This window comes from Agrobacterium sp. 33MFTa1.1 (assembly GCF_004328495.1).
Taxonomy (GTDB): domain Bacteria; phylum Pseudomonadota; class Alphaproteobacteria; order Rhizobiales; family Rhizobiaceae; genus Agrobacterium; species Agrobacterium pusense.
This window is the reverse complement of record NZ_CP036358.1, coordinates 1,992,427-2,017,867: the sequence shown is the minus strand read 5'-3', so window position 1 is coordinate 2,017,867 and position 25,441 is coordinate 1,992,427. Positions and strand designations below refer to the sequence as shown.

Sequence of the window (25,441 nt, the reverse complement as noted above, 5' to 3'; positions counted from 1 at the left end):
CCGATGACGCAGATCGAGCAAGACGAACAGGAAGACAAGCCGCTTGATCCGGCCATGGAAAAAGTTCGCCGCAAGATGATCCGTTTGCAGATCGTGTCGGGCTCCGTGATGTTTATCAGCCTTATGGCTGTCTTCGGTGCGGTTGTCTACAAGGCGATGGGGCCGTCGAAGGCCGTTCAGACGCAGACGGAAGCGCCGAACCTCGCCGTTCCCACTGGTAGTGGCCCGATGGCCGTCACCGCCAGCCTGCCGCAGGGCTTCACGATCGACAATGTCAGCTATTCCGGCGGTGACATGCTGTTTTACGGCCGGCTGGCCAACGGCACGCGCAAGGCGCTGGTCTTCAACGTCGCCAGCGGCCGGTTCCTGGCCGACGTGACTGTTGATGGCCAGTGAGGTCAATAACCTGCTGGATGGGCGGGCGCTGATTCCGGTCGATGACCCGGCCGATCCGCGCATTGCCGCCTTTCGCGATATTCGCGAGCGTGATCTCACCGGCCGGCAGGGGCGTTTCATCGCCGAAGGCACGGTGGTGCTGCGCATGCTGGCCGCCGCCCACAAGGCGGGTGGGGCCTTTGCGGCGGAGAGCATCCTGATCCTGCGCAACCGGCTTTCCGGCGTTGCGGATATTCTTTCCGATTTCCCCGAAGATGTGCCCGTTTATGTGGCCGAAGCGCCGGTGCTGGATGGTATCGTCGGTTTCCACCTGCATCGCGGCATTCTGGCGCTCGGGCGGCGGGTGCGCGATGACGGCCTGGAAGAGATGACGGCAGCACTTCCTGCGTCCTCCCTGGTGCTCGTTGGCTGCGGCATTTCCAACCACGATAATCTCGGCGCGATGTTTCGCAACGCCGCAGCCTTTTATGCCGATGCGGTGCTGCTGGACGAGACGTGCTGCGACCCGCTCTATCGCAAGGCGCTGCGGGTTTCCGTGGGGTCGGTGCTGTCGGTTCCCTATCATCGCGGCGGCGGGGCAGTGGAGATGCTGGAGCGGCTCGCGGCAGCCGGTTTTGCGATCTGGAGCCTTTCGCCCGGTGGCGAGACCGAAATCCGCGATATTCCCCGCGCTGAACGCATGGCGCTCGTCATCGGCACGGAAGGCGACGGGTTGCCGCAATCGGTGCTGTCGCGGTTTCATACGGCGCGGATTGCGCAGTCGCCGCAGCTGGATAGCTTGAATGCGGGGACGGCTTCGGGGCTGGCGCTTTATCAGATGGCGGGGGTGATCGGGCGGGTGTGAGGAGTGCTTAACGCCATCTTTGCGGATGAAGTTTACGCTTGCCTTGGTGGGTGGGGTTTACCCCCCTCTGTCCTGCCGGACATCTCCCCCACAAGGAGGGAGATCGGCAAGACGCGATATCGCCACTTCATTCTCTAACGTTGAGATGGGCAAAACCTTGCCGCATATCGATCTCCCCACCTGTGGGGGAGATGCCCGGCAGGGCAGAGGGGGGTGAAGCGGCATACACCGAGTACCTAACGCTTCCGCTTCTCCATCACCACCTTCGCCCGCTTCGCAAGGCTCTCCCGCCCCGATGAACCAGACGCCTTGGCCAGCAGCCCCGGAATAGGCGATGCCTCACCCTCCTGCGCGGCTGTCAGCGCGATCATCTCGGCGGCGATCCTCGCGATTTCGCGGCGGATGGGCTCGTCATTACCGGTACCACGCACATTCAACAGGCGCTCGGTGAGCGCGGTGCCCTGATTGCGGATATCCTCGATTTCCTGTTCCAGACCTTCCGGTGCCGATGCGCCCGGCTGTGCGCCCGGCTCCTCTGGCGGGGAGGCCGGGGCGGCATCCTCTGGGGCTACCGTCTGTTGTGCGTCCGTCTCGATGGTGGGCGCGGTTTCGAGCGTGGCGGCAGGGGCCGGCGCTGCGGCTTGCTGCCGCTCAACCGGCTTTTCGGCGGGAACAGCGGGGTTCGGCAGGCGGATGATCATGTCGTTGCTGCGGCCGCCGGTTGCGGCCAACTGTTCCTTGAGGCGCGCGACCTCCTGGTTGCGCAGGGTCAGCATCGTGTCGAGGTCGGCGTTTTTGGCGATGGTGCTGGCCAGTTGCTCCTCAAGCCTCGTTACCTTGCGGCTTTCGCGCGCCACGGCTTCCATCGCTTCCCGGTTGCGGCTGGCGATATCCTGAAGCTCGCGGGTGACGGTCTCGCCTTCCTTTCGGAAGCGTGTGGCGCTTTGTTTGGCCTGTTCGGCTTCGAGATCGCGGGTGGCGGCGAGGATTTTCGAATCATCAAGTTCGCGCGTCAGGTTGGTGAGGCGGGCGGTGAGATCGGACATCTGGCTGGCGCGCTCATTGGCAGCCTGCTCCTGCTGCAGGAGGTTGGCCTGGATGATGCCGGCGCGCTCTTCGCTGGCGTCAAGTGCGGCGCGCAATTCGCCGATCTCCAGCGTCAGCTCTTCGATCTTCAGGGAAAAGCTGCGGTTCTGCTCGCCGAGGCGATAGGCATCGCTGGAAGCGGCCTCGTTGGCGAGGCGGAGCGAGGTGTTCTTTTCCCGCTCCGTTTCCAGTTCCTGGCGGACCTTGGCGTTTTCGGCGGCGTAGAGCGCACGCGCCATGTCCTTCTGGGCGCGGACTTCCTGCGGGCTGATGGGCATTGTCGCGCGTATGCGGTTTTCCGTATAAGCGACGATGCGGCGGTGGATCGCAGGTGCGATCAACAGGGCCAGCAGTGTTGCGGTGAGAAAACCCAATCCGAAGAGAATGGCATATTCGATCACGCTTTACAGTCTCCGAAACTCAGATACGCGCGCATTCGGAAAGAGGGGCGCGAAAACACGTTACGCTATTATTGCAACCGTGGGGAGGGGTTTCCCTTTGGCAATTCGTGGGCGGGACCTTGCCGCTTGTTTCTTCTCCCCGAGGGGGAGAAGTCCGCGGCAGCGGTATGAGGGGGCGAGAGTTATGAGATACGGCAAGGTTGCCCGCTCATCCGACCCTTCGGGCCACCTTCTCCCCGGCGGGGAGAAGAAAGCTGCCGCAATGCCTCATCCTATAGACCACCGTTAGCTCCGGTTAGACCTCAGCGAATCAGAAGGGGTTCCAGGTCGGCTGCTGGGTGAGCTTCAGGTAACCGACATTGATGCCGAGGCGTGCGCCGATGCCGGTGCGGATGGGGGCGAGCGTGACTTCGCTGCTTTTCAGATAGGTCATGCCGACGCCGGCGACGATGAAAGCGGAGCCGCTGACGCCGCCGTAACGGCGATAGAGCGAATCAACCGAGGGCAGATTGTAGACCAGCATCATGGCGCGGGTGCCCTGGCCGCCGTAATCGAGGCCGAGCGACGGTCCCTGCCAGAAGACGGGGTGCTGGCCGGCATTCTTGGTGTAAAGCGTGCCCTCGCCATAGGTGAGGCCGGCAACGAAGGCGCCGGAGCCCTCCTGGCCGAGAATGTAACCGTTCGGAAGACCGTATTGCTGGAAGGCGCGCTCCACCACCTTGGCAAGGCCGCCGGTGGTTTCGCCGAAGAATCCGTGGCCTGCATCCACGACTTCCTGGAAAGAATATTGATCGCTGTTCTGGGCCGCGGCCGGTGCGACCCATATCAGCAGGCTCGCGAGGAGCGCGACGATCTTTCCCAGTCCGAGGCGTGCAATGGTGCGGGTTTTCTTAAGGCGCATCGTCATGTCCGTCCGTCTGTTTCGTTAGCGCGTCGGTTCGAAAATCCGAATCGGTTTCGAAAGGGCCGACGCGCAGAGTCAAAGTTCTACAGCATGTTTCGCGCATCCTGGCGGATACACGGGGCTCCAGTGTGGCCTGTTAAGGCATTTGGCATTTTGAAACCATCCTATTAACAATCGGTTTACCAAATATGGTGTCATTATGGCTTAACAATTTCCACACCGTCCGCGCCTCCCTTGCGCAGGAGAGAATTTTATGACCAGCAAACTCAATATCACGCTGTCCGGTCCCGATCTGGCGGCCCTTCTGTGCAGCCGTGTGTGCCATGATGTGATTTCTCCTGTCGGCGCCATCAATAACGGCCTCGAACTGCTGGACGAGGGCGGCACGGATGACGATGCGCTCGATCTCATCCGCACGTCAGCCCTTAACGCATCCGTGCGGCTGAAGTTCGCCCGCCTTGCTTTCGGTGCTTCCGGTTCCGCCGGCGCGTCGATCGATACCGGCGAGGCCGAGAAGGCCGCCAAGGATTTTGCAGAGGCCGAAAAGAAGGCGGAAGTCAGCTGGAACGGCCCGCGCGCCATCGTTGCCAAGAACCGCGTCAAGCTTCTGCTCAACCTCTTCCTCGTGGCCTATGGCGCGATACCGCGCGGTGGCAATGTGGATGTGCTGCTTGAAAACCCCGATGGCGACGCCAAGTTCGAAATCACCGTCAAGGGCCGGATGATGCGCGTGCCGGGCAAGTTCGTGGAAATCTACGAGGGCAGGCTGGAAGAGGCGGTCGACGCCCATTCCGTTCAGCCCTATTACACACTGCTTCTGGCCGAGGAGGCCAATATGACGGTGGAATACAAGGTGCATGACGATCGTATCGTCTTCACGGCAAAGACGATCGCGGCGTGATCGTTTCAATGCGACAGTGATGCCATCAGGGGTCGGGCCGGTTTTGCCAGCGCCCGGCCCTTTTTCGTTTCCAGGGGAGGTCTCATGATTCGTGTCGAAACCGCGCGTCTTTGTCTTCGGCCGCACGCCATCGAGGACGAAGCGCGTTATTGCGCTTTCTGGAGCGCGGCCGTTCAACCCATTCCGGGGGTGAACTCAATATCGCCGCTCGATCCCGAACTCGCTTTCGCGCGGCTTTTGCGTTTCATCGGCCACTGGTCCGTCTTCGGTTTCGGGCCCTTCGTGGTCGAGGAACTGTCCACGGGACGAATCGTCGGCGAGGTGGGTCTCGCCCATATGCGCCGCGGACATGGCGCGGATTTCGACACCGCAGCGGAGGCCATGTGGAAGATCGACAGGGATCTGACGGGCAAGGGCGTGGCGAGCGAAGCCGTGCAGGCCGCGCTTGGCTGGTTCGACACGCAGGGCATGTCGAACCGGATCGTGTGCATGATCGATCCGCTCAACGTACCCTCCCTCGCAATCGCCACCCGCTTCGGCTTCCGCCCTTTCCGGGAGACGACCTTCCGGGAAAGCCCCGTGCGGCTTTTCGAGCGGATCAGGACACCCTAACTCCACGATGTCCAAAGCACGGACAAAGGGCTTTGACTCATAGTAGTGGAGGCAACCGCCGAGAGCGGCTGGCACGACTACTTCGATACGGTGAGTTCGGGCGGGGAGGGTGTCGGCATGACAGGCCATCTCCAGCAGCTTGCAGCGATCTGATCCGCCACGTGAACCTGGCCGTTGCCGCGACGGCCTCGATCACGATCGAGCACGACGACGAGCGCGTTCAAGGTCTCTCCAGCAATCGGATAAGCCAATCTTTTCTCCGTCCAGACCAACGGAGAGACAAACATGCGCATACTGACACTAGCTGCAATGCTCCTTTTCGCGCTGACCGCAAGCGTGACCGCCAAAGAGGCCGTAGGTTTCAAACAGATTGAGTTGCCGGCTGATCAGGGCGGAAAAACTCTCGCAGTTTCAAAGTGGTATCCAACCACGTCTTCCGGGAAAGCGGAGACTGTCGGCGAGAACGCCATATTTTTCGGGCTTGATGTTCTCCTGGACGCCTCCCGTGCCCCGGGTTCTCACCCGCTTGTGCTGCTGTCTCATGGTTACGGCGGCAGCTGGCGCAACCTCAACTGGCTTGCGGGTGAACTGGTGCATGATGGTTATGTCGTCGCCGCACCCGATCATGCTGGCGAAGATTTCGAGGCGCAGAAGGGAAACGAGGTGGTGGCACTTTGGGAAAGGCCACGCGCCATCAGTACGGTCCTGACAGCGCTCCTCAAAGATGAGGCGCTTGCCGGGCGCATCGACAGTCGGCGCATCGCAGTCATCGGCCATTCGCTCGGCGGCTGGACCGCGATGGAACTTGCAGGCGCAAGATATAGTGCCGATCTGGCTCTTGAAGGTTGCGATGTGACGCCGCTGCCGCCGCAATGCAAAGCCAACCGGCTCTTAAGCAAGGTGGGAATTATCGGTGGTGGAAAGGCCGATCCGCGCCTCTCAATGAGTAGGTATGATAACCGTATTCGCGCTGTCGTTTCGCTTGATCTGGGCCCGGCGGCGGGCTTTTTGCCTGAGACGTTGCGACAGGTGGACGTTCCGGTTCTGGTGATGGCCGCTGGCGTGGAAACGCCGGAGATTGCGGCGATCAAAGCCGATTCAGACCGTGTCGCCGCTCTTCTGCCAAAGGCGACGACCACCTATCATGTGATACCGGACGCCACCCATTTGAGTTTCATGCAGATATGCAAGGAAGATGGCGAAAAACGCCTGCTGGAAGAATCGCCCAATGAAGCATTCATATGCCGCAGCGGTGGCGGAAGAGACAGGGCGGCACTGCATCAGGAGATCCGTGGTGCAGTCACGACCTTTCTGCGTGACGCTTTAAAATAAAGACGGGCCGCATAAATGCGGCTCTATCGATCACGTCCTTGCATGCCGATCCCTTCGCACATCATGGCGATAGACCAGATCGGATGGCAGCGGGCGCGGCGCGGCAATGTCCAGCACCCCGCCGATTCGCTCCGCAACGGCCGCGGATTGGCGGTTGCCTGCGCTGACATAGCTGACGAGGGTTGGAAGCTTCAGCGTATCGAAGGCCCAGTCCCGCAGCGCCGTTGCGGCTTCCGCCGCATAACCCCTGCCTTCATGACCGTCGTAAAGCAGCCAGCCCAGTTCCTTCTCGGGATAGAGGGGGCCGTGATTGATGCCGACCTGACCGATGCATTCGCCGCTCTCGGCGAGATCGATCATCAGCGCGCCGTGACCGAAGAACGACCACAATGCCCTGTCCTGACAGAACATGGCCCATGCGGCGGCGAGATCATGCGGTCCGGCGACGCCGGTGGAGCGCGGTGACGCCATGAAATCACGATAGGCCGGGAAATCGTCCATTCGCGGTGGGCGAAGGTTAAGGCGATTTGTCACGAGGGTGGGGATTGTGTCCGTCATTTATTGTCCTCTCGCGCCTCCGCCTGAGCGGGACGCCGTTGCCGACCTGCCGCGACCCGCAGTCAACAAAAAACCCGCCGTTTCCAGCGGGTCTTTTAAAACAGCCCTGTTCCAGCAGGAATCAGGCGGTTTCGAGATATTCCGTCGAGCCATCCGGCTCGCGCAGAACATAACCGCGGCCCCAGACGGTTTCGATGTAGTTCGCGCCGCCGGCGGCGTTTGCCAGCTTCTTGCGCAGCTTGCAGATGAAGACGTCGATGATCTTCAGTTCCGGCTCGTCCATGCCGCCATAAAGGTGGTTCAGGAACATTTCCTTGGTCAGCGTCGTGCCCTTGCGCAGCGAAAGCAGCTCAAGCATCTGATATTCCTTGCCGGTCAGGTGAACGCGCTGGCCGCCCACTTCAACCGTCTTGGCATCGAGATTGACGATCAGCTCGCCGGTGGAGATGACCGACTGCGCATGGCCCTTGGAACGGCGGACGATTGCGTGAATGCGGGCAACAAGCTCGTCCTTGTGGAACGGCTTCGTCATGTAATCGTCTGCGCCAAAGCCGAGGCCGCGAACCTTGTCCTCAATGCCGGCCATGCCGGACAGGATGAGGATCGGCGTCTTGACCTTGGAAAGCCGAAGCGTTCTCAGCACCTCGTAACCCGACATGTCGGGGAGGTTAAGGTCGAGAAGAATAATGTCGTAGTCGTAAAGCTTGCCAAGGTCCACGCCTTCCTCACCGAGGTCGGTCGTGTAAACGTTAAAGCTTTCCGACTTCAGCATCAGTTCAATGCTCTGCGCTGTCGCGCTGTCGTCTTCAATCAGTAGAACCCGCATAATTATCCCCTTTGCCGCCCGCGAACCGGTAAAACATTGCCTCGCGCGATGCGGATCCAGACGTTGCCTGATTTGCAGGCTGCCACCAAATGGTTAACAAATTCTAATTGCCTTTGGCAAGGTGTATCGAATTTATTAAGCAAACTAGGCATTTCGCTGTTTTTGCACGTGAATCCACCATCGCCAAAATTGAAGCTTAACGTGAGGATTTCCCGCTAAGTGATTCAATCGACTCTTACATCGTCTGGCCCATTTTTTTGGACCTGGCATTTACCGACCCTTAAATGATCGTGTTTATCATTAACGATGCCCGTAAACGAAAGGTTAACGGCGGCGGTTTTTTATTAACGCCGGGTAACTTTCGGGAATCATTCCGGCACAACGGGTTAACCCGGCCGGTTGAAAGGGCGGGTTAAACGGGCCGGTCGAGGGGGCATAGTGCCCTTTTTGATCCGGGTCTCGCTATCCATGGAGTATTGCGTATGAAGTCGCGTGACAGCCTGGTTCGCCTGAAGGAATTTCAGGTTAATGAAAAACGCAGGCAGCTTAACCAGCTGCAGCAGATGATGTCCGAATTCGAGCGGATGGCAAAGGAACTGGTGCATCAGATCTCTCTGGAAGAGAGCAAGTCGGGCATTACCGATCCGACGCATTTCGCCTATCCGACCTTCGCCAAGGCCGCGCGCCAGCGGGCGGATAATCTTCAGGTTTCCATCCGGGAACTGAAGGCCCAGCAGGAGGCCGCCGAGGCATCGCTGGAAGAGGTGCAGGCCGAATATGAAAAGGCCGCCGCACTGGAAAACCGCGACGGAGCCATCCGCGCCCGCGCCTGACAGGTGGCGCAGAACTGACGAACCTCGTCCTCATTGACGGCTGCCGGTGGATCAGGAGGCGGCTTTCAATGACGGGACGACATGCTTTTTTTCGAAAGGCCGCTCCATCAGGGCGGCCTTTTGCCTTGCTGCTTCACCAGCGCGCCACGACGGGGCGGCCGCCCCGATTTCGATTGTCCGGACATGCGGAAAGGCGTATTTTACAGGGGTTCCGACCGTGAGCCGGAGGCTTTTACGCGCACGCACCCGTGCGGGTGCGGGCGGCCATTGCAGGGAGGAAAAAATGGCCCGCCAATATATCGATTGCCGTGAATTTCCCAGTGACAGCAGATGCACCGTTGCCATTTCGGCCGATTCCCAGGAGGAGCTGATGGAGGCGGCCGTGCAGCATGCCGTGGCCGTGCACGGCGCAAAGGATACGCTCGAATTCCGGGAAGAGGTCCGCCGGAGCATGCATGCCGGGACCCCACCGTTGAAGGTGGCGTGACACGCATTTATGAAATGACGCGATATTTGCAACGGCTGTGAGGGATTAAGCGTAAGCCGCTTTTTTCTTCTCCCCGCCGGGGAGAAGTTCGCGGCAGCGGGACGAGGGGGCAAGTTCTCCGCATATTACTGGCGTTTCCCCCTCATCCGACCCTTCGGGCTACCTTCTCCCCGGCGGGGAGAAGAAATATGCCGCGACGCTTGCGACTTCTGCCCTCAGACAGAGGATAAAGCGCGCTTAGCCCTGGATAACATCGGCCCAGTCTGGATGGCGCAGGGTCTGGGCCTTGAAGAAGGGGCAGAGCGGAATGATCTTCCAGCCGCCCTTGCGGGCTTCATCGATGGCGTGGGCGGCAAGTGCCTGGCCGACGCCTTTGCCGCGAAGCGCATCGGGCACGCCGGTATGATCGATGATGATGAGGGAAGGGGAGGTGCGGGAATAGGTCATTTCCGCCGTATGGCCGTCGACGGTTGCGAGATATTCGCCGCGCGATCCGGTTTCGGTTGTCTTGATATCCATTATCTCTGCCTTCCCATTGCTGTTCGTATCTCCACTGTAGCGGCTTGCGCCCGAATTGAAACAGCGGGATAGCGAACGCAGCGGACACAAACCGGTGACAATCTCTCACCGTCAGCAGGCATGGTTCTGAATGAAAAATCCGAAATCAAACCGAAAGCCCCGTCGATAAACTGACGGGGCGTTTTGAAAATCCGGCGTTGGGCGCCTTTGGCGCGCCGGCGCACTTTCTCAGTGGCGGTATTGCTGAATGCGCGTGGTGCGCAGGCCGGCAAGGCCATGATCGGCAATCGAGGACTGCCAGGACAGGAATTCTTCAACGGTGAGCGTATAACGCTCGCAGGCCTCTTCGAGGCTCAACAGTCCACCGCGCACGGCGGCAACAACCTCTGCCTTTCTGCGAATGACCCAGCGCCGGGTATTGGCAGGCGGAAGATCCGCAATCGTCAGAGGGCTGCCATCGGGGCCGATGACATATTTAACTCGTGGGCGTATCATTTCGGTCATTGGACACTCTATACAAACTCAAGACCATATGACGGGAACTTTAGCCCCGTACCTTTAAAAATTGCCTAAGCAGCTCGTGACAATTTATTAAGAATTTGAACGGTTTCGCCTGATTTGTTCGAGTCGCCTTATTTTGTCGGGGAAAAATTTTTCCAAAAATCGCAATTTTTCTCTCTCATCGGTTGTCCAGATCAGATCCACGCAAGCGAAAGGCACGTTTTGCCGTTGCCCTGGGTCAATTCCACCGTTCCCTCATGGTGCAGCCGCAGGCGGTCGCCGGCATCGAGGCGAAGGAAGGCGGTTGCCGACTGCGACGCGCCTGAGTCTGACACATTGCCCGCGATGCCGAAATCGGCCGCCGCGCCGTTGATCAACAGCGTCACCCGGTGGCCGGAAGACGAGACCACGGCAAGCGTCAATATGGCCAGATAGAGGCCCTTCGCTGGCACCACCAGGTCGCGCCCACCACCACTTGCCGCATCACCGAGGGCAAAGCCGCCCTCAGCGAGGGAGAGCACGGAAAAACCGGCGGCAGAGCCATTGGCCGGCTTCGTTGTGCCCGCCGGCAGGCCAGCGACGGCGAGCGGGCGGTTGGGCATCGAGACGCGACCATCGCCGCTGCAGACTATGGCGGTGTGCCATGAGGTCCCGTCCGTGCTGGCCTTGATCGAAAACCCGTCATTTCCGGCCAGGCCCATTTCCGCGCGGCCGCTCCAGCCGGACTGGAACAGCAATGAGGCTGTATCGGCCCGGCCCGCCTTGTTGATCGTCATGCGGTGGCTGCCGTCATCCTGCGGGTGGGTGAAAAGGCTGGCGGGGGAGGCGAGCGCCAGCCGGTTGACGGCATCGGCCTCCGTGCCGATTCCCATGCTTTCCAGCCGGCCGGTGGCCGGCAGTGGCAGGTCACGCCAGCCGCCGTCGCGCAGGACGCGATATCTGCTTTCGGCCGCAAACCATGCCGTCCAGCCGGGCTGCGGTGTGATCGAGAGCCACGCGCCATCCTGCCGGAAGGCGAGCCTGCCGCCCTTGCCGGCCCAATCGCCGGTAGCGTCGGCGGAGAGGAGGAAACAATCTCCCTCGGCGGCGTTTTCGGGCGGTGCGGCAACCACAGCCTTGACGACCAGCTGCACGATCGCGTCGAGCCGTTGCAGCGCCTCGTTGTGGGTGACGTGTTTCTGCGCCTGCGAGGGGAGGATATAGGGAAGCTGAAGTCTCGCCGTCTGTTCGGTCATGATGTGCCTTCCGCGCTGCGGTGTTTCGTTGCGGGGGCATTGTGAGGTGGTGGCGTGGGGTGGGGATGAGCGGGGGTTAATTATTTTTTGGGGGGCCTTGGTGTGTGTGGCTTTACCCCCCTCTGCCCTGCCGGGCATCTCCCCCTCAAGGGGGAGATCGGCAGGAAGCGCTACCGCCACTTCATTCGCAAACATTGAGATGGGGGGAGACCTATCCGCGAGTCGATCTCCCCCCTTGAGGGGGAGATGCCCGGCAGGGCAGAGGGGGTAAAGCCACACACACCGAAGCTCACCAATGCCGCCCGTCGCAAGAGCCGCAGCAAACGCCGAGCGCCCGTTACCCCGCGTGTTCCACCGCCATCGCCCCTTCGGCAATGAAATCCGGATTGGCCAGCGCATCCTCGCCATCGCCCTTCACCGCATAGGTTAGCGGAAGGCCCGAGCAGTCCAGCGTCCGGCCGCCGGCGGCGCGCAGCACGGCGTCGCCCGCCGCCGTGTCCCACATCATGGTGCGGCTGAAGCGCGGGTAGATATCGGCGGCACCCTCCGCCAGCATGCAGAATTTCAGCGACGAGCCGACAGAAATACAGTCCTTCAGTCCATGTTCGGCCACGAAGGCTTCCGTTCGTGCGGTGCAGTGCGAGCGGCTGATCAGCGCCACGGGGGAAGCGCCGCGCTGGCGGGCCCGGATGGGGTGGCGCGACAGGATGACGCCTTCGGCCGATATGGCGAGTTTTTCGGCGGCGTTGCCCTCGCCGGTCCACGCCTGTCCGCGACAGGGGGCGTAAACCACACCGGCCACCGGAGCGCCGTTGCGGATGAGCGCGATGTTGACGGTGAAATCATCCTTGCCGGAAATGAACTCCTTGGTTCCATCCAGCGGATCGACGAGAAAGAATTCCGCTCCGGTTTCCGGCAGGATGCCACTCGACACGGCCTCTTCGGCAACCACCGGTATATCGGAAAAATGGGCGGCCAGGGCCGCAAGAATGATCGCTTCGGCACGCTGATCGGCTTCCGTCACCGGCGAGCAGTCATCCTTGTACGACACGTGCGGGCCGGCACGGTGGACCGCCATGATGGCCTGCCCGGCGTCCAGCGCCGCTTTCGTCAATATGTCGATCATCTCTTTGCCAATTGAATCCCGTCTGCGGGATATCGCCGTTCCGATCTTCGCTACTCCTTTGCCCGCTGCCCGTCAAATAATGGCGTTGGACAATGCTAAAATAAGCATTCGACCGTCATTTTTTCAGCACTTCCTGCCAAAATCATGGCTCTTCTGATCGTGAAAGCGGCAGCTGGTGTGGAAATTCCAAATTTTGTGCAGGATCGCCCGTTTTTGACTTCACATTTTTAACGAACACGATATGCATTTTGAGGGTGGGGGTCTGCCTGCAAGGGCGCCCCTATAATTAACATAACGAGGCGTGGCCCATTTGAGGTCGTGCCCGGGGGAAAGACATGGAGTATTTTATCCAGCAGCTCATAAACGGGCTGACTCTTGGATCGATCTACGGCCTCATCGCTATCGGCTATACGATGGTTTACGGCATCATCGGCATGATCAACTTCGCCCATGGCGATATTTTCATGCTCGGCGGCTTCGCCGCGCTGATCGTTTTCCTGATCGTGACATCCTTTGTCGCCGGCATTCCGGTGGCGCTTCTTCTGCTTCTGATGATGGTCGTCGCCATGCTGATGACCGGCCTGTGGAACTGGGTGATCGAACGCGTCGCCTACCGCCCGCTCAGAGGCTCCTTCCGTCTTGCGCCGCTGATCACTGCCATCGGCATGTCGATCGCGCTGTCCAACTTCATTCAGGTCACGCAGGGTCCACGCAACAAGCCGATCCCGTCGCTGGTGACCGAAAGCTATCATTTCGGCGCCATCACCGTGTCGCTGAAGCAGCTGATCATCATGGTCGTCACTTCGGTGCTGCTCTTCGCCTTCTGGTACATCGTCAACAAGACCCCGCTCGGCCGGGCGCAGCGCGCCACCGAACAGGATCGCAAGATGGCGGCGCTGCTCGGCGTTGATGTCGACAAGACCATCTCCATCACCTTCATCATGGGTGCAGCACTCGCCGCGGTCGCCGGCACCATGTATCTGATGTATTATGGTGTTGCCTCTTTCAGCGACGGCTTCATTCCCGGCGTCAAGGCATTTACCGCAGCCGTTCTGGGCGGCATCGGCTCGCTGCCGGGCGCTGTTCTCGGCGGCCTCCTGATCGGCCTGATCGAATCGCTGTGGTCGGCCTATTTCTCCATCGCCTACAAGGATGTCGCGGCTTTCGGCATCCTGGCTTTCGTGCTGATCTTCAAGCCGACCGGCATCCTCGGTCGCCCGGAAGTCGAGAAGGTGTGATCCCATGGCCAATATCGCTTCCGAAAACACCTCTTCCGGCCCCGGCCTGATGGCGACAGCCGTGAAGGAGGGCCTGATTGCGGGCGTCATCTCGTTCGGCATGTTCATTCTTTATGTCGGCATCGTCACCTATCAGGACATCAACAACCAGCTGATCTGGGGCACGCGCTGGGGCCTTCTGGCGATCTTCGTCGCCGTTGCCGCCATCGGCCGCTTCCTTATGGTCGGTTTTATCAAGCCGTCGCTGGATCGTCGCAAGCTGGCCAAGGCCAAGAGCGGCGTTCTGGAGATTTCCGAGGAAAAGGGCTTTTTCCACAAGCACTTTCTGAAGCTGGCGCTGGTTCTGCTGCTGCTTTATCCCGTTATCGCGGTGCAGCTCTTCGGTTTCCAGGGCTCGCTGAAATTCGTCGACAATTTCGGCATCCAGATCCTGATCTATGTGATGCTGGCCTGGGGTCTGAACATCGTCGTCGGCCTCGCCGGCCTGCTCGATCTCGGTTACGTCGCCTTTTATGCGGTGGGCGCCTATTCTTATGCGCTGCTCTCCAGCCAGTTCGGCCTGTCGTTTTGGGTGCTGCTGCCGGTTGCCGGCATTCTGGCAGGCTTCTGGGGCATCATCCTCGGCTTTCCGGTGCTGCGCCTGCGCGGCGACTATCTGGCAATCGTCACGCTCGCCTTCGGTGAAATCATCCGTCTCGTGCTGCTCAACTGGACGGATGTGACCAAGGGCACGTTCGGTATTTCCGGCATCGCCAAGGCGTCGATCTTCGGCATCTGGTCGTTCGATGTCGGCGCGCCGAACAATTTCGCCAAGGCGTTCGGCCTGTCGATGTCCTCAGCCTATTACAAGATCTTCCTGTTCTACGTGATTCTGCTGCTGTGCATGCTGACGGCCTATGTCACCATCCGCCTGCGCCGCATGCCCATCGGCCGGGCGTGGGAAGCGCTGCGTGAGGACGAGATCGCCTGCCGTTCGCTCGGCATTGATACGGTCATCACCAAGCTCACCGCTTTTGCCACGGGCGCAATGTTCGGCGGTTTTGCCGGCTCCTTCTTCGCCGCCCGTCAGGGGTTCGTTTCGCCGGAAAGCTTCGTGTTCCTCGAATCCGCCGTCATTCTCGCCATCGTCGTTCTCGGCGGCATGGGCTCGCTGACCGGCATTGCCATTGCGGCGCTCGTCATGGTCGGCGGCACCGAGCTTCTGCGCGAAATGGAGTTCCTGAAGCATGTCTTCGGGCCCGATTTCACGCCGGAACTGTATCGTATGCTGCTGTTCGGGCTTGCCATGGTCATCGTCATGCTGTTCAAGCCGCGCGGTTTCGTCGGCTCGCGTGAACCCACGGCTTTCCTTAAAGAACGCAAGGCCGTCTCCGGCAGCTTTACCAAGGAAGGTCACGGTTGATGGCTTCCGGAACAACAACAATGACACCCAATACCACTGGCGACACGATCCTCAAGGTCGAACATCTCTCGATGCGCTTTGGCGGCCTTATGGCCATCAACGACTTCTCCTTCGAGGCGAAGCGCGGCGAGATCACGGCGTTGATCGGCCCGAACGGTGCGGGCAAGACCACGGTCTTCAACTGCATCACCGGCTTCTACAAGCCCACCATGGGCATGATCACCATGCGCCAGCAGGATGGCGAGACGCATCTACTCGAGCGCCTGCCGGATTTCGAAATCACCAAGAAGGCAAAGGTGGCGCGCACCTTCCAGAACATCCGCCTGTTTTCGGGCCTGACCGTTCTGGAAAACCTGCTGGTGGCGCAGCACAATGCGCTGATGAAGGCCTCGGGTTACACGATCCTCGGCCTTCTCGGCCTGCCCGCATACCGGCGGGCGGTGGATGCTTCTATCGAAAAAGCCAAATACTGGCTGGAAAAGGCCGATCTGATCGATCGCGCCGACGATCCGGCGGGCGATCTGCCCTATGGCGCGCAGCGCCGCCTGGAAATCGCCCGCGCCATGTGCACGGGGCCGGAACTGCTGTGCCTCGATGAGCCGGCCGCCGGTCTCAATCCGAAGGAATCCCTGGCGCTCAACACGCTGCTGCGCGGCATCCGCGACGAGGGTACGTCGCTGCTCCTCATCGAGCACGACATGTCCGTGGTGATGCAGATTTCCGACCACGTGGTGGTTCTGGAATACGGTCAGAAGATTTCCGACGGCACGCCGGACCATGTGAAGAACGACCCTAAGGTCATCGCCGCCTATCTGGGTGTCGAGGATGATGAAGTGGAAGACGTGATTGCGGAAGAACTCGACGGAGGAGCGGCCTGATGTCCGGTGAACCGCTTCTGAAAGTCCAGGGTGTCGAAACCTATTATGGCAATATCCGGGCTCTGGCCGGTGTCGATGTCGAAGTGAAGAGGGGCGAAATCGTCAGCCTGATCGGCGCCAATGGCGCTGGCAAGTCGACGCTGATGATGACCATCTGCGGCAGCCCGCAGGCGCGCGCCGGCCAGGTGATCTTCGATGGCGAGGACATTACCCAGCTGCCGACCCATCTGATCGCCCGCAAGCGCATCGCCCAATCGCCCGAAGGCCGCCGGATTTTCCCGCGCATGACAGTGCTGGAAAACCTGCAGATGGGCGCCAATCTCGATAACCTGAAATATTTCAAGGAAGACGTCGAGAAGATCTTCGTGATGTTTCCGCGCCTGAAGGAGCGTCAGAGCCAGCGCGGCGGCACGCTTTCCGGCGGCGAGCAGCAGATGCTCTCCATCGGCCGCGCGCTGATGGCGCGTCCGAAGCTCCTGCTGCTGGACGAGCCTTCGCTGGGTCTCGCTCCGCTGATCGTCAAGGGCATTTTCGAGGCGATCAAGAAACTCAATCAGGAAGAGGGTCTGACCGTCTTCCTCGTGGAGCAGAACGCCTTCGCCGCGCTCAAGCTTTCCGACCGCGCTTATGTGATGGTCAACGGCAAGGTGACGATGAGCGGTTCGGGCAAGGAACTGCTCGCCGATCCACAGGTACGCGCCGCCTATCTCGAAGGCGGACGGCACTGAAAGATTTTACTTGCGCCGGAAATTTTGCGGCGCAAGACTGCAAACGGCGGTCCGTCGTCCTTTGGTCAAAACCTGAAGGATCCATGTCGGGGCGTAAACAATAAAATGCCCGGCGGCAAACGACGGGACGACAGACAAGGCAGGGCCTGGGTATTCAGCCCGGCACTGATGGGGAAAGAGATGCAGGGCCTTTTTTTCGAGACGGATAACGGCGTGCGGTATGTTCTGCGCGCGTTGGTTGTTCTTCTGGGTTTCTGGACGGCTTGGCGCACCGGCAAATCCGTTGCCGACGGCTGGGGTGGTTATACGCGGGTGGTGATCTACACGCTCGCGCTCGGCGTGGTGATGCGGTTTTTGCATCACGCGCTGTTCGATGGGCCGTTCATCAACGGCTTCTACTACGTGTTTGACGTCGTTCTTCTTCTGGTTTTTTCCAGCATCGGTTTCCGCATGCGCCGGACGAGCCAGATGGTCAATAATTACTATTGGCTCTACGACCGCACGTCGGCATTTTCCTATAAAAAGAAAAATTGACAGCCGGTATTTTCCGGGGTCACTAATACTCGGCAGAGTGGAACGTTTCCTGTTCGGTTAAGGTGGGTACTGAACAGGTCCTCGCAAACAACCCATCCAAAGGAACTGGGAGTAAAGTAATGAAGAAGTCTCTTCTTTCCGCTGTCGCGCTGACCGCCATGGTCGCGTTTGGCGGTTCGGCCTGGGCCGATGTCGTGATCGCCGTCGGCGCACCGCTGACCGGCCCGAACGCTGCTTTCGGCGCTCAGATCCAGAAGGGTGCCGAACAGGCTGCGAAAGACATCAATGCCGCCGGCGGCATTAATGGCGAGCAGATCAAGATCGTGCTGGGCGACGACGTATCCGATCCCAAGCAGGGTATTTCGGTTGCCAATAAATTCGTCGCTGACGGCGTGAAATTCGTTGTCGGTCACTTCAACTCCGGCGTTTCCATTCCGGCGTCCGAAGTTTACGCCGAAAACGGCATTCTCGAAATCACGCCTGCCGCGACCAACCCCGTGTTCACCGAGCGCGGTCTGTGGAACACGTTCCGCACCTGCGGCCGTGACGACCAGCAGGGCGGCATCGCCGGCAAGTATCTTGCCGATCATTTCAAGGACGCCAAGATCGCCATCATTCACGACAAGACGCCTTACGGTCAGGGCCTTGCCGATGAAACCAAGAAGGCAGCCAATGCCGCCGGCGTGAAGGAAGCCATGTACGAAGGCGTGAATGTCGGCGACAAGGACTTCTCGGCGCTGATCTCCAAGATGAAGGAAGCCGGCGTTTCCATCATCTACTGGGGCGGCCTGCACACCGAAGCCGGCCTCATCATCCGCCAGGCGGCTGACCAGGGCCTGAAGGCCAAGCTCGTCTCGGGCGACGGTATCGTATCGAACGAACTGGCTTCCATCGCCGGCGACGCCGTCGAAGGCACGCTCAACACCTTCGGTCCTGATCCGACACTGCGCCCTGAAAACAAGGAACTGGTAGAGAAGTTCAAGGCCGCCGGTTTCAACCCGGAAGCCTATACGCTCTACTCCTATGCAGCCCTGCAGGCGATTGCCGGCGCTGCCAAGGCAGCCGGTTCCGTGGAGCCTGAAAAGGTTGCCGAAGCGCTGAAGAAGGGTAGCTTCCCGACGGCGCTCGGCGAGATCTCCTTCGACGAGAAGGGTGACCCGAAGCTTCCTGGCTATGTCATGTACGAGTGGAAGAAGGGTCCGGACGGCAAGTTCACCTACATCCAGCAGGGCAGCTAAGCCTTTTTTTGCGACCCCCTATCGAAGCCCGGCAGTAATGCCGGGCTTTTCTTTTGCGCGACAGGCGCCACACTGGCGACAATAAGGCGAGAGACAAAACCTCCAGAAAACTGCAATGAGGGGTGGCAATGGCGATGAAACGGGTGGTGTCTCTAATCCTTGGTCTTGCCATGCTGGCGGTGGTGCTCGGTGGCGTTCATCTCTTCAGCAAATCCCGGACGACGCAATTGTTCGGAGTGATCATTCCGAGGGTCGAGACGCCGAAGCCGGTGGTGGCCCTGACGTTTGACGACGGGCCCTCGGTGCGTTTCACGCCTGAGGTCCTGGCGATCCTGAGGGAACGGGGGATCAAAGCGACCTTTTTCCTGACGGGCAAGGAAACTGAAGAAAACCTGCCGCAGGCCCGCATGATCGTCAGCGATGGCCATCAGGTTGGAAACCACAGCTATACGCATTCCAACATGGCCTTGATGGGGTCCGCGCGGATCAGGGACGAGATCGAGCGCACCGATGCGGCCATTAGGACTGCGGGTCATAAAGGTGAGATCATGTTCCGCCCGCCCTATGGCAAGAAGCTGCTCGGCTTGCCATGGTATCTATACCGGCATGACCGGAAAACAATCATGTGGGATGTTGAGCCGGAATCCTATCCAGATATCGCCGAGGATGCAGCGGTTCTTGCGAAGCACGTTATCGAGCATACGAAAAACGGCTCGATCATCATCATGCATGTCATGTATCGCAGCCGCGAGGCTTCACGGCAGGCCTTGCCGCTGATCATCGATGGACTGCGTCAGCGCGGGTTCGAGTTTGTGACCGTGTCGCAGCTGCTGGAAAATCGCTGAGACAGCTGCGCTCCGTCCAGCCGCTCCAAAATGAAGTCGGCACGCTCTTCGACGCCTGATTTCGGAAGGACGACGGTTTCATAGTCGAGAGCTTGATAATCCCTGACGAGACGGTCGTATTCGGCCACGGCCGCGGCAAAATCATGCCGACGCTCCGTGTCTGCCCGATAGATTTCCGGCCAGGGCGGGGTAAGGAAGACCAGCCTGTTATAGCGATGTTCGCGTTGCAGCGTTTCGATGAGGGGGTCACCGCTGACCTCGCGTAGAGCCGAGGCGGCGTCGATCAGGCCGCGATCGAAGAAGACGGTGCCGTGCTCTGGCGCATGCTGACGGTCTTCGAGCGCCACAGCGATGGCGCGGCGCGCAAAGGCTTCGAGGTCTATCCACGGCAGAGCGTTGCCGCCATCGCGGATTTCTTCGATGACGATGCGGCGGCCGGGTTCCTCCACGGTGGCGAAACCGCGCCGGGCGAGCTCGGCGAGAAGCGTGGATTTTCCGCCGCCGGAGCAACCGGAGAGGATGATGAAACGGTTCATGGGTGTGCGTTCCTGTATTGGGGTTCAGGGCAGGGGGTGGTGATTTTTGGGGAGGTGGGTGCCGCGTGTCTCTTCTCCCCGCCGGGGAGAAGGTGGCCCGAAGGGCCGGATGAGGGGGCAAGCTCTCGGTCTTATCGCTACCCTTGCCCCCTCATCCCGCTGCCGCGGACTTCTCCCCGGCGGGGAGAAGAAACAAGGGGTTACCGCTCGTTCAACAAGCAGAATTTGCGTATTTGAGCGAGAATGTGTCGGAAGAGCCTACCATAATTTGGCGAGCCGTCACCCCTGATGCAGAATATGCGCCGCCTTGACCGCGGCAGAGGCGCGGTTCTCCACGCCGAGCTTCACGTAGATCTGTTCGAGATGCTTGTTCACCGTCCGGGCGGACAGGCCGAGAATATCGCCGATATCGCGGTTGGACTTGCCCTTGGCGATCCACAAAAGCACTTCTGACTCCCGCGTCGTCAGCGCGAAATGCTCTTTCAGAAGGTGGTCATCCGACTTTTCGTTGGCGGCGGTCAGGCGAAACAGATGCTCATCCGGGCCCATCGCGCCGAGGAAGGAGAGCTGCAAGGCCGGGCGTCCGGCCTGGGTGATCGTCAGCGGTGCATCGCGACCGGTTTCCGACGCTGCCCTTTCGCCAAGCCAGCGGCCGATATGGCTGACGACGATTTCCATGCCGTCATCCCGGCCGGTCGCAGCGTTGACAAGACGCGTTGCCTGGGGTGTTGACCAGTGGATGGCTCCATTGGCGCGCACGGCAAGCAGGTGTCGGCCGGCGGCGTCAAGCGCCACGCGGGCGCTTTGCGCGGAACGGGCATTGGAAAGATGCACGCGGATGCGGGCGCGCAGCTCATCGATATTGATCGGCTTGGTCAGATAATCGACGCCGCCGGAGTCCAGCGCCCGCACCACATGTTCGGTCTCGGTCAGTCCCGTCATGAAAATGACGGGCACCTGCGCTACCGCCGCATTGGCCTTCAGGCGGCGGCAGGTCTCGAAACCGTCCATGGTGGGCATGACGGCGTCGAGCAGGATGATATCGGGCGTAATGCGTTCTGCAATGTTGAGCGCGGCCTGTCCCGATGTGGCGATGAGGGCGGAAAAGCCCGACTGTTCCAGCGCATCGGTGAGGAAACCGAGCGCTTCCGGGCTGTCATCCACCAGCAATACGATGTCTCTCGGGGCCGCCGCCTGAGCGCTCATGCCTTGAGGTCTCCCCTGTCACTGTCTTCGAACCGCTTGAGAAAATGCGCGTAACCGGCCAGATCGAAAGCCTGCACATAGGCGCCGAGCTCCTGCGTGAAGGGCAGGTTTTCCGTGTTGCGGGCAAGATCGGCGAGTTTCGCTTCGATGCCGCGTATGTAGCCTATTTCGCCCAGCCGCTGCAAATCCTGGATGTGAATGGCTCCCGGATGGACGATCTCGGCAGGCGGCTGCGGCTCCGGCGCGGGTGGCAGGTCGGTATCGTAAATCCATTTCAGCCCGAGATGCACGGCGAGCCTGTCGCAGAGGTGGCGGATATCGACCGGCTTGGCGATGGCGTCGTTGTGATTGTCATCGCCGGCGCCCGCGACAGTGCCGTCCCCTATATTGGCTGAGAGCATGATGAGCGGGGCCGTCTGACCCGCCTCGCGCAGCTTCGTCACCAGCTGCCAGCCGGTCATGCCGGGCATGGAAATATCGATGAGGAAAAGATCGGGCTTCACGCCTTCGATGAGTGTGAGACATTCGGGACCGGATTGCGCCGTCAGCACGACGAAATCGAGCGGCGAAAGCACCTGCCGCATCAGCTCGCGATGATCCTCGTTGTCATCGACCACGACGATGGTGCGGCGTGGACCGGAATAGGAGCGGATGGTCTTTTCCGGCGCCGGCGCCGTGCTTGGCCGGTGCACGGCGGATAGCATGAGGCGCACGCGGAAGGTGGAGCCTTTGTCCTTTTCGCTGGAAACGGAAATCTCGCCGCCGAGCGTATTTGTCAGAAGCCTTGTGATGGTGAGGCCGAGGCCAAGCCCTGGCATCGGGCGCACGCTTTCGGCCTCGCCACGCTGGAAGGGTTCGTAGATGCGGGCGAGGTCTTTTTCGGCAATGCCGCGGCCGGTATCGGACACGGTGAAGCTCGCCACCTGGCTGCGATAACCGACATCGAAGGTGACGGCGCCATGATCGGTGAACTTGATGGCGTTTGAAAGCAGGTTGACGAGGATCTGGCGCAGCCGCTTTTCATCGGTTCGCACATATTGAGGCAGAGCGGGCGAGCGGTCGTGGCGGAATTCCAGCCCCTTGGCCTGCGCCTGCGGGCGGAACATATCGACAATCTGATCGAGGAAATCCTGAATGTTGATCTCGTTGGAATAGACCTGCAGGCGGCCCGCCTCGATCTTGGAAATATCGAGAAGTCCGTCGATCAGACCAGAGAGGTGGTCGGCGGAGCGGCGGATGACCTTGATCGCCGATTGGCGGGGAGGGGGAATGGTCTCGTCACGTTCGAGGATCTGGGCATAGCCGAGAACGGCATTCAGCGGCGTGCGTAGCTCGTGACTGAGGCCCACGACATAACGGCTCTTGGCGCGGTTGGCGGCCTCAGCCGTTTCCTTGGCATCCTGGAGGGCGGCGTCGGTCTTCTTATGGGCGGCGATTTCCTTCAAGAGCAGCGTGTTCTGGCGGGAGGATTCCTCTTCCGCCACCACCCGGCTGTCATGGGCAAGGACGAGGAACCAGCAGACGATGCCGGCAATGACGGCGAAGACGAAAAACACGATGAGGATGGTGCGGTTCACCACATCTGCCGTTTCCGGCGAGGCCGTGCCGACCTGATGCGCGATCATGGCGAGAATGCCGCCGATTGTGGTGACGGCAATCGCCGCCGCCATGCCGTAACGCCCGAGGCGTGTGGCGAGTTTTGCCACAAGCTGTCTCGGCAGGAAGGTCTTGGCGACGGTGGCGACCTGATAGTTCAGCTTCGCCTTCGGCTTGCACATGTCGTGGCAGCGGCTGTCCAGCGAGCAGCAGAGCGAACAGATCGGCGCGGCATAGGCCGGGCACCAGGCCATGTCCTCAGGCTCGAAAGGGTGCTCGCAGATGGAGCAGGTGATACTGCTTTCCGTGCGCCATTGCTGGCGCGGCTTGCGGGCAAGGTAGAATTTGCCTTTGGTGCCCCAGGCAATCAGCGGCGAGGCGATGAAAGCGACGATGAGTGTGAGATAGGGCGCGAGCGAGGCGGCGAGCGGGCCGAAGGTGCCGAAATGCGCCATCAGCGCAATGGTGGCGGAAAGCGCCATGGAGCCGACGCCAACGGGATTAATGTCGTAGAGATGGGCGCGCTTGAACTCTATGCCCGGCGGGGCAAGGCCAAGCGGCTTGTTGATGAAGAGATCGGCCGAGATGGTGCAGAGCCACGCCATGGCGATGATGGAGAAGATGCCGAGCGTTTCCTCAAGCAGCCGGTAGATGCCGAGTTCCATCAAGAGCAGCGCAATGGCCACATTGAACACCAGCCAGACGACGCGGCCGGGGTGGCTGTGGGTGAGGCGGGAGAAAAAATTCGACCAAGCGAGCGACCCCGCATAGGCGTTCATGACGTTGATCTTCAGCTGCGAGACGACCACGAAGGCGACCATCAGCAGCATTGCCGCCGTCTGGTTTGGGATCATGTAACCGAAGGCGGTGAGATACATTTGCGCCGGATCGGCGGCGCGATCGACCGAAACGCCGGAGCTGAAGGTCAGCACGACAAGGAACGAGCCGGCCAAGAGCTTCGGTACGCCGACAACAACCCAGCCCGCACCGGCCAGAAAGACGGCGAGGCGGTGGCGCAGGCGGCTTTGGCCTTCGGCGGGGAGGAAGCGGAGGAAGTCCACCTGTTCGCCGATCTGCGACATCAAAGCCAGAATGACGGCGGAGGCTGCGCCGAATTCCACGAGATTGAAATCCGCGATGGTGCCCGGCGGGCCGGAGGCGTGGTGAATGCCGGCAAAGGCGCGCCAGAGATCGTATTTCTCCCAGTCCATCAAGGCGATGAAGATGAAGGGCAGGATGTTGAGGACGATCCAGAAGGGCTGGGTGACGATCTGGAAACGGCTGATAAGCCGCACGCCATGGGTGACGAGCGGAATGACCATGACGGCGGAGATGATGTAGCCGATCCAGAGCGGAATGCCGAGCGCCAGTTCCAGCGCGCCGGACATGATCGACGCCTCGATGGCAAAGAGCATGAAGGTGAAGGCGGCGTAAATCAGCGAGGTAATGGTGGAGCCGATGTAACCGAAGCTTGCGCCGCGTGTCAGCAGATCGATATCGACGCCGTGGCGGATGGCATAACGGCTGATCGGAAGGCCGACGGCGAGCATGGCGACGGCAGCGACAAGGATGGCGTAAAAAGCGTTGGTGGTGCCGTAGGAAAGCGTGATTGCCCCGCCGATGGCTTCCAGCGCCAGAAAGGAAATCGCGCCGATGGCGGTGTGGGAAATGCGGTTGGAGGAAAATTGCCGGGCGCTCTTGGCGGTAAAACGCAACGCATAATCTTCCAGCGTCTGGTTGGCGACCCAGCGGTTATATTCGCGCCTGACGGGGATGATGCGTTGCCGTGCCGCCATGCCTACTGAGCGCCTTTCCGCCCGCGGCCTTTCACAGGCGCACCGACATTCCGCCATCCACCGTCAGCACATGGCCGTTGACGAAGGAGGCCGCGTCGCTGGCCAGAAACAGGGCCGCACCGGCAATCTCGTCCGGTCTGCCCCAGCGCTCCAGCGGTACACGAAGCTTGGCAAAGGCCACCATCTCAGGATTTTCGGCAAGGGCGGCGTTGGTTTCGGTGGCGAACATGCCCGGCGCAATGGCGTTGCTGGTGATGCCGCGCGCGCCATATTCCACGGCGATGGCCCGCATCAGGCCCGTCAGCCCCTGTTTGGCGACGGGATAGATCGCATCGCCCGGCCGCACGATGTGGCCAAGAATGGAGGTAATGGTGATGATGCGGCCATGGGCCTTTGCCGCCATGGCTTCCGCCGCATCGCGCGACAGGGAAATGGAGGAGGTGAGGTCTGTGCGGATCAATTCCAGCACGTCCTCGTCGCTGAACTCGGACAGCGGGCGGCGGTCGCGCGCGCCGACATTGTTGACGAGAATATCGAGGTGGCCGAGTTCGCTCATGATGCGGTGGACCAGCGCCGCCCCGGCTCTGGTATCGGCAATATCGAAGGCGGCATAATCGGCCTTTCCGCCCGCTTCGCGCAGCGTGTCAACCGCCTGTTGCAACGTCTCGGCATTGCGGCCGGTCAGCCAGACGTGGGCGCCAGCTTCGGCAAAGGCTTTGGCGATTTCAAAACCGAGGCCGCGGCCGCTGCCGGTGATGATGGCGGAGCGGTTCTTGAGGGAAAATTTGTCGAGGATGCCCATCGTTCACCTTTCTGCTCGAAAGCACATGGCCTGCTTTGAGGCACCGGGGCGAACCCTGTCCGGGTCAAGGAAGCGGCGATG

At 60.5% G+C, this 25,441-nt stretch carries 27 protein-coding genes; 15 read left to right on the top strand and 12 right to left on the bottom strand.

From position 1 onward, the window contains the following. Positions 1–3 precede the first annotated feature (3 nt). Together EYD00_RS10240 and EYD00_RS10235 are read left to right on the top strand one after the other, a co-directional pair. Positions 4–396, top strand: a complete 393-nt coding sequence (locus tag EYD00_RS10240; protein ID WP_004443384.1) for a hypothetical protein — start codon at positions 4–6, stop codon at positions 394–396. Then, complete coding sequence (locus tag EYD00_RS10235; RefSeq protein WP_004443382.1) at positions 386–1,240, top strand: TrmH family RNA methyltransferase; 855 nt, start codon at positions 386–388, stop codon at positions 1,238–1,240. Before EYD00_RS10240 ends, EYD00_RS10235 begins: the two co-directional genes overlap by 11 nt. A gap of 236 nt (positions 1,241–1,476) precedes the next feature. Here the strand turns inward: EYD00_RS10235 and EYD00_RS10225 are convergent, their stop codons facing one another. Next, positions 1,477–2,727 (bottom strand): coiled-coil domain-containing protein, encoded by a 1,251-nt coding sequence (locus EYD00_RS10225; RefSeq protein ID WP_004443381.1) that lies wholly within the window; start codon positions 2,725–2,727, stop codon positions 1,477–1,479. 310 nt (positions 2,728–3,037) lie between these two features. Further along, a complete protein-coding gene (locus EYD00_RS10220; protein ID WP_004443378.1) occupies positions 3,038–3,634 on the bottom strand; it encodes a DUF1134 domain-containing protein in 597 nt (198 codons plus the stop codon). A gap of 250 nt (positions 3,635–3,884) precedes the next feature. On the opposite strand from EYD00_RS10220, the gene chpT reads away from it, so the two are divergent. From chpT to EYD00_RS10205, 4 genes are all read left to right on the top strand, one after another. After that, positions 3,885–4,532, top strand: a complete 648-nt coding sequence (gene chpT, locus EYD00_RS10215) for a histidine phosphotransferase ChpT (protein WP_004443377.1) — start codon at positions 3,885–3,887, stop codon at positions 4,530–4,532. Between the two features lie 84 nt (positions 4,533–4,616). Beyond that, positions 4,617–5,144, top strand: coding sequence for a GNAT family N-acetyltransferase (locus tag EYD00_RS10210; protein ID WP_034498705.1), 528 nt, complete (start codon positions 4,617–4,619; stop codon positions 5,142–5,144). 45 nt (positions 5,145–5,189) lie between these two features. Continuing rightward, on the top strand, positions 5,190–5,297 hold the full coding sequence (locus tag EYD00_RS26350; protein WP_353619055.1) for a DUF6616 family protein: 108 nt from the start codon (positions 5,190–5,192) through the stop codon (positions 5,295–5,297). Between the two features lie 132 nt (positions 5,298–5,429). Continuing rightward, positions 5,430–6,476, top strand: a complete 1,047-nt coding sequence (locus EYD00_RS10205; RefSeq protein ID WP_004443371.1) for an alpha/beta hydrolase family protein — start codon at positions 5,430–5,432, stop codon at positions 6,474–6,476. A gap of 30 nt (positions 6,477–6,506) precedes the next feature. Here the strand turns inward: EYD00_RS10205 and EYD00_RS10200 are convergent, their stop codons facing one another. Further along, complete coding sequence (locus EYD00_RS10200) at positions 6,507–7,034, bottom strand: GNAT family N-acetyltransferase (protein WP_004443368.1); 528 nt, start codon at positions 7,032–7,034, stop codon at positions 6,507–6,509. 121 nt (positions 7,035–7,155) lie between these two features. Then, entirely contained in the window at positions 7,156–7,860 is a 705-nt protein-coding gene (ctrA, locus tag EYD00_RS10195) for a response regulator transcription factor CtrA (protein WP_004443365.1), read from the bottom strand. Positions 7,861–8,342: 482 nt separating this feature from the next. Between ctrA and EYD00_RS10190 the strand changes: the two genes are divergently transcribed. Further along, positions 8,343–8,693, top strand: coding sequence for a flagellar export protein FliJ (locus EYD00_RS10190; RefSeq protein WP_003491821.1), 351 nt, complete (start codon positions 8,343–8,345; stop codon positions 8,691–8,693). A 283-nt stretch (positions 8,694–8,976) separates the two neighbouring features. Then, the gene (locus tag EYD00_RS10185; RefSeq protein ID WP_004443364.1) at positions 8,977–9,180 is read left to right on the top strand and encodes a DUF1059 domain-containing protein; all 204 of its coding nucleotides are present in this window, start codon (positions 8,977–8,979) and stop codon (positions 9,178–9,180) included. A 237-nt stretch (positions 9,181–9,417) separates the two neighbouring features. Here EYD00_RS10185 and EYD00_RS10180 read toward each other — a convergent pair whose 3' ends face one another. The 4 genes from EYD00_RS10180 to cysQ all read right to left on the bottom strand — a co-directional run bounded on the left by EYD00_RS10180 (position 9,418) and on the right by cysQ (position 12,561). Continuing rightward, complete coding sequence (locus tag EYD00_RS10180) at positions 9,418–9,699, bottom strand: GNAT family N-acetyltransferase (protein ID WP_004443362.1); 282 nt, start codon at positions 9,697–9,699, stop codon at positions 9,418–9,420. Between the two features lie 228 nt (positions 9,700–9,927). Next, a complete protein-coding gene (gene sciP / locus EYD00_RS10175) occupies positions 9,928–10,203 on the bottom strand; it encodes a CtrA inhibitor SciP (RefSeq protein ID WP_003491799.1) in 276 nt (91 codons plus the stop codon). A 191-nt stretch (positions 10,204–10,394) separates the two neighbouring features. Further along, positions 10,395–11,435, bottom strand: coding sequence for a DUF2793 domain-containing protein (locus EYD00_RS10170; RefSeq protein ID WP_004443360.1), 1,041 nt, complete (start codon positions 11,433–11,435; stop codon positions 10,395–10,397). A gap of 337 nt (positions 11,436–11,772) precedes the next feature. Further along, positions 11,773–12,561: a 3'(2'),5'-bisphosphate nucleotidase CysQ gene (gene cysQ, locus EYD00_RS10165; protein WP_004443358.1), complete on the bottom strand. Its 789-nt coding sequence runs from the start codon at positions 12,559–12,561 to the stop codon at positions 11,773–11,775. Between the two features lie 335 nt (positions 12,562–12,896). On the opposite strand from cysQ, the gene EYD00_RS10160 reads away from it, so the two are divergent. From EYD00_RS10160 to EYD00_RS10130, 7 genes are all read left to right on the top strand, one after another. Beyond that, positions 12,897–13,799, top strand: a complete 903-nt coding sequence (locus EYD00_RS10160; protein ID WP_004443357.1) for a branched-chain amino acid ABC transporter permease — start codon at positions 12,897–12,899, stop codon at positions 13,797–13,799. Positions 13,800–13,803: 4 nt separating this feature from the next. Beyond that, positions 13,804–15,201, top strand: a complete 1,398-nt coding sequence (gene livM, locus EYD00_RS10155; protein WP_004443355.1) for a high-affinity branched-chain amino acid ABC transporter permease LivM — start codon at positions 13,804–13,806, stop codon at positions 15,199–15,201. After that, entirely contained in the window at positions 15,201–16,079 is an 879-nt protein-coding gene (locus tag EYD00_RS10150; protein WP_034498713.1) for an ABC transporter ATP-binding protein, read from the top strand. The genes livM and EYD00_RS10150 overlap by 1 nt, the downstream gene beginning before the upstream one ends. After that, a complete protein-coding gene (locus EYD00_RS10145; protein ID WP_004443349.1) occupies positions 16,079–16,807 on the top strand; it encodes an ABC transporter ATP-binding protein in 729 nt (242 codons plus the stop codon). Before EYD00_RS10150 ends, EYD00_RS10145 begins: the two co-directional genes overlap by 1 nt. 180 nt (positions 16,808–16,987) lie before the next feature. Then, complete coding sequence (locus tag EYD00_RS10140) at positions 16,988–17,341, top strand: DUF6867 family protein (protein WP_004443347.1); 354 nt, start codon at positions 16,988–16,990, stop codon at positions 17,339–17,341. Positions 17,342–17,460: 119 nt separating this feature from the next. After that, complete coding sequence (locus EYD00_RS10135; RefSeq protein WP_004443345.1) at positions 17,461–18,579, top strand: branched-chain amino acid ABC transporter substrate-binding protein; 1,119 nt, start codon at positions 17,461–17,463, stop codon at positions 18,577–18,579. Between the two features lie 128 nt (positions 18,580–18,707). Next, positions 18,708–19,424, top strand: a complete 717-nt coding sequence (locus tag EYD00_RS10130; RefSeq protein WP_004443343.1) for a polysaccharide deacetylase family protein — start codon at positions 18,708–18,710, stop codon at positions 19,422–19,424. Here the strand turns inward: EYD00_RS10130 and EYD00_RS10125 are convergent. From EYD00_RS10125 to EYD00_RS10110, 4 genes are all read right to left on the bottom strand, one after another. Beyond that, complete coding sequence (locus EYD00_RS10125) at positions 19,373–19,960, bottom strand: AAA family ATPase (RefSeq protein ID WP_004443341.1); 588 nt, start codon at positions 19,958–19,960, stop codon at positions 19,373–19,375. The two genes, EYD00_RS10130 and EYD00_RS10125, sit on opposite strands and share 52 nt — an antisense overlap. A gap of 279 nt (positions 19,961–20,239) precedes the next feature. After that, on the bottom strand, positions 20,240–21,166 hold the full coding sequence (locus EYD00_RS10120; protein ID WP_004443339.1) for a response regulator transcription factor: 927 nt from the start codon (positions 21,164–21,166) through the stop codon (positions 20,240–20,242). Beyond that, positions 21,163–24,558, bottom strand: a complete 3,396-nt coding sequence (locus tag EYD00_RS10115) for a hybrid sensor histidine kinase/response regulator (protein ID WP_004443336.1) — start codon at positions 24,556–24,558, stop codon at positions 21,163–21,165. Before EYD00_RS10115 ends, EYD00_RS10120 begins: the two co-directional genes overlap by 4 nt. Before the next feature lie 31 nt (positions 24,559–24,589). Continuing rightward, a complete protein-coding gene (locus tag EYD00_RS10110; protein ID WP_004443332.1) occupies positions 24,590–25,360 on the bottom strand; it encodes an SDR family oxidoreductase in 771 nt (256 codons plus the stop codon). Positions 25,361–25,441: the final 81 nt, after the last annotated feature.

Coding starts and splice junctions, on each gene's coding strand:
- EYD00_RS10240 (WP_004443384.1), top strand. CDS start 4: ATGACGCAGATCGAGCAAGACGAACAGGAAGACAAGCCGCTTGATCCG.
- EYD00_RS10235 (WP_004443382.1), top strand. CDS start 386: ATGGCCAGTGAGGTCAATAACCTGCTGGATGGGCGGGCGCTGATTCCG.
- EYD00_RS10220 (WP_004443378.1), bottom strand. CDS start 3,634: ATGACGATGCGCCTTAAGAAAACCCGCACCATTGCACGCCTCGGACTG.
- chpT (WP_004443377.1), top strand. CDS start 3,885: ATGACCAGCAAACTCAATATCACGCTGTCCGGTCCCGATCTGGCGGCC.
- EYD00_RS10210 (WP_034498705.1), top strand. CDS start 4,617: ATGATTCGTGTCGAAACCGCGCGTCTTTGTCTTCGGCCGCACGCCATC.
- EYD00_RS10205 (WP_004443371.1), top strand. CDS start 5,430: ATGCGCATACTGACACTAGCTGCAATGCTCCTTTTCGCGCTGACCGCA.
- EYD00_RS10200 (WP_004443368.1), bottom strand. CDS start 7,034: ATGACGGACACAATCCCCACCCTCGTGACAAATCGCCTTAACCTTCGC.
- ctrA (WP_004443365.1), bottom strand. CDS start 7,860: ATGCGGGTTCTACTGATTGAAGACGACAGCGCGACAGCGCAGAGCATT.
- EYD00_RS10190 (WP_003491821.1), top strand. CDS start 8,343: ATGAAGTCGCGTGACAGCCTGGTTCGCCTGAAGGAATTTCAGGTTAAT.
- EYD00_RS10185 (WP_004443364.1), top strand. CDS start 8,977: ATGGCCCGCCAATATATCGATTGCCGTGAATTTCCCAGTGACAGCAGA.
- EYD00_RS10180 (WP_004443362.1), bottom strand. CDS start 9,699: ATGGATATCAAGACAACCGAAACCGGATCGCGCGGCGAATATCTCGCA.
- sciP (WP_003491799.1), bottom strand. CDS start 10,203: ATGACCGAAATGATACGCCCACGAGTTAAATATGTCATCGGCCCCGAT.
- EYD00_RS10170 (WP_004443360.1), bottom strand. CDS start 11,435: ATGACCGAACAGACGGCGAGACTTCAGCTTCCCTATATCCTCCCCTCG.
- cysQ (WP_004443358.1), bottom strand. CDS start 12,561: ATGATCGACATATTGACGAAAGCGGCGCTGGACGCCGGGCAGGCCATC.
- EYD00_RS10160 (WP_004443357.1), top strand. CDS start 12,897: ATGGAGTATTTTATCCAGCAGCTCATAAACGGGCTGACTCTTGGATCG.
- livM (WP_004443355.1), top strand. CDS start 13,804: ATGGCCAATATCGCTTCCGAAAACACCTCTTCCGGCCCCGGCCTGATG.
- EYD00_RS10150 (WP_034498713.1), top strand. CDS start 15,201: ATGGCTTCCGGAACAACAACAATGACACCCAATACCACTGGCGACACG.
- EYD00_RS10145 (WP_004443349.1), top strand. CDS start 16,079: ATGTCCGGTGAACCGCTTCTGAAAGTCCAGGGTGTCGAAACCTATTAT.
- EYD00_RS10140 (WP_004443347.1), top strand. CDS start 16,988: ATGCAGGGCCTTTTTTTCGAGACGGATAACGGCGTGCGGTATGTTCTG.
- EYD00_RS10135 (WP_004443345.1), top strand. CDS start 17,461: ATGAAGAAGTCTCTTCTTTCCGCTGTCGCGCTGACCGCCATGGTCGCG.
- EYD00_RS10130 (WP_004443343.1), top strand. CDS start 18,708: ATGGCGATGAAACGGGTGGTGTCTCTAATCCTTGGTCTTGCCATGCTG.
- EYD00_RS10125 (WP_004443341.1), bottom strand. CDS start 19,960: ATGAACCGTTTCATCATCCTCTCCGGTTGCTCCGGCGGCGGAAAATCC.
- EYD00_RS10120 (WP_004443339.1), bottom strand. CDS start 21,166: ATGAGCGCTCAGGCGGCGGCCCCGAGAGACATCGTATTGCTGGTGGAT.
- EYD00_RS10115 (WP_004443336.1), bottom strand. CDS start 24,558: ATGGCGGCACGGCAACGCATCATCCCCGTCAGGCGCGAATATAACCGC.
- EYD00_RS10110 (WP_004443332.1), bottom strand. CDS start 25,360: ATGGGCATCCTCGACAAATTTTCCCTCAAGAACCGCTCCGCCATCATC.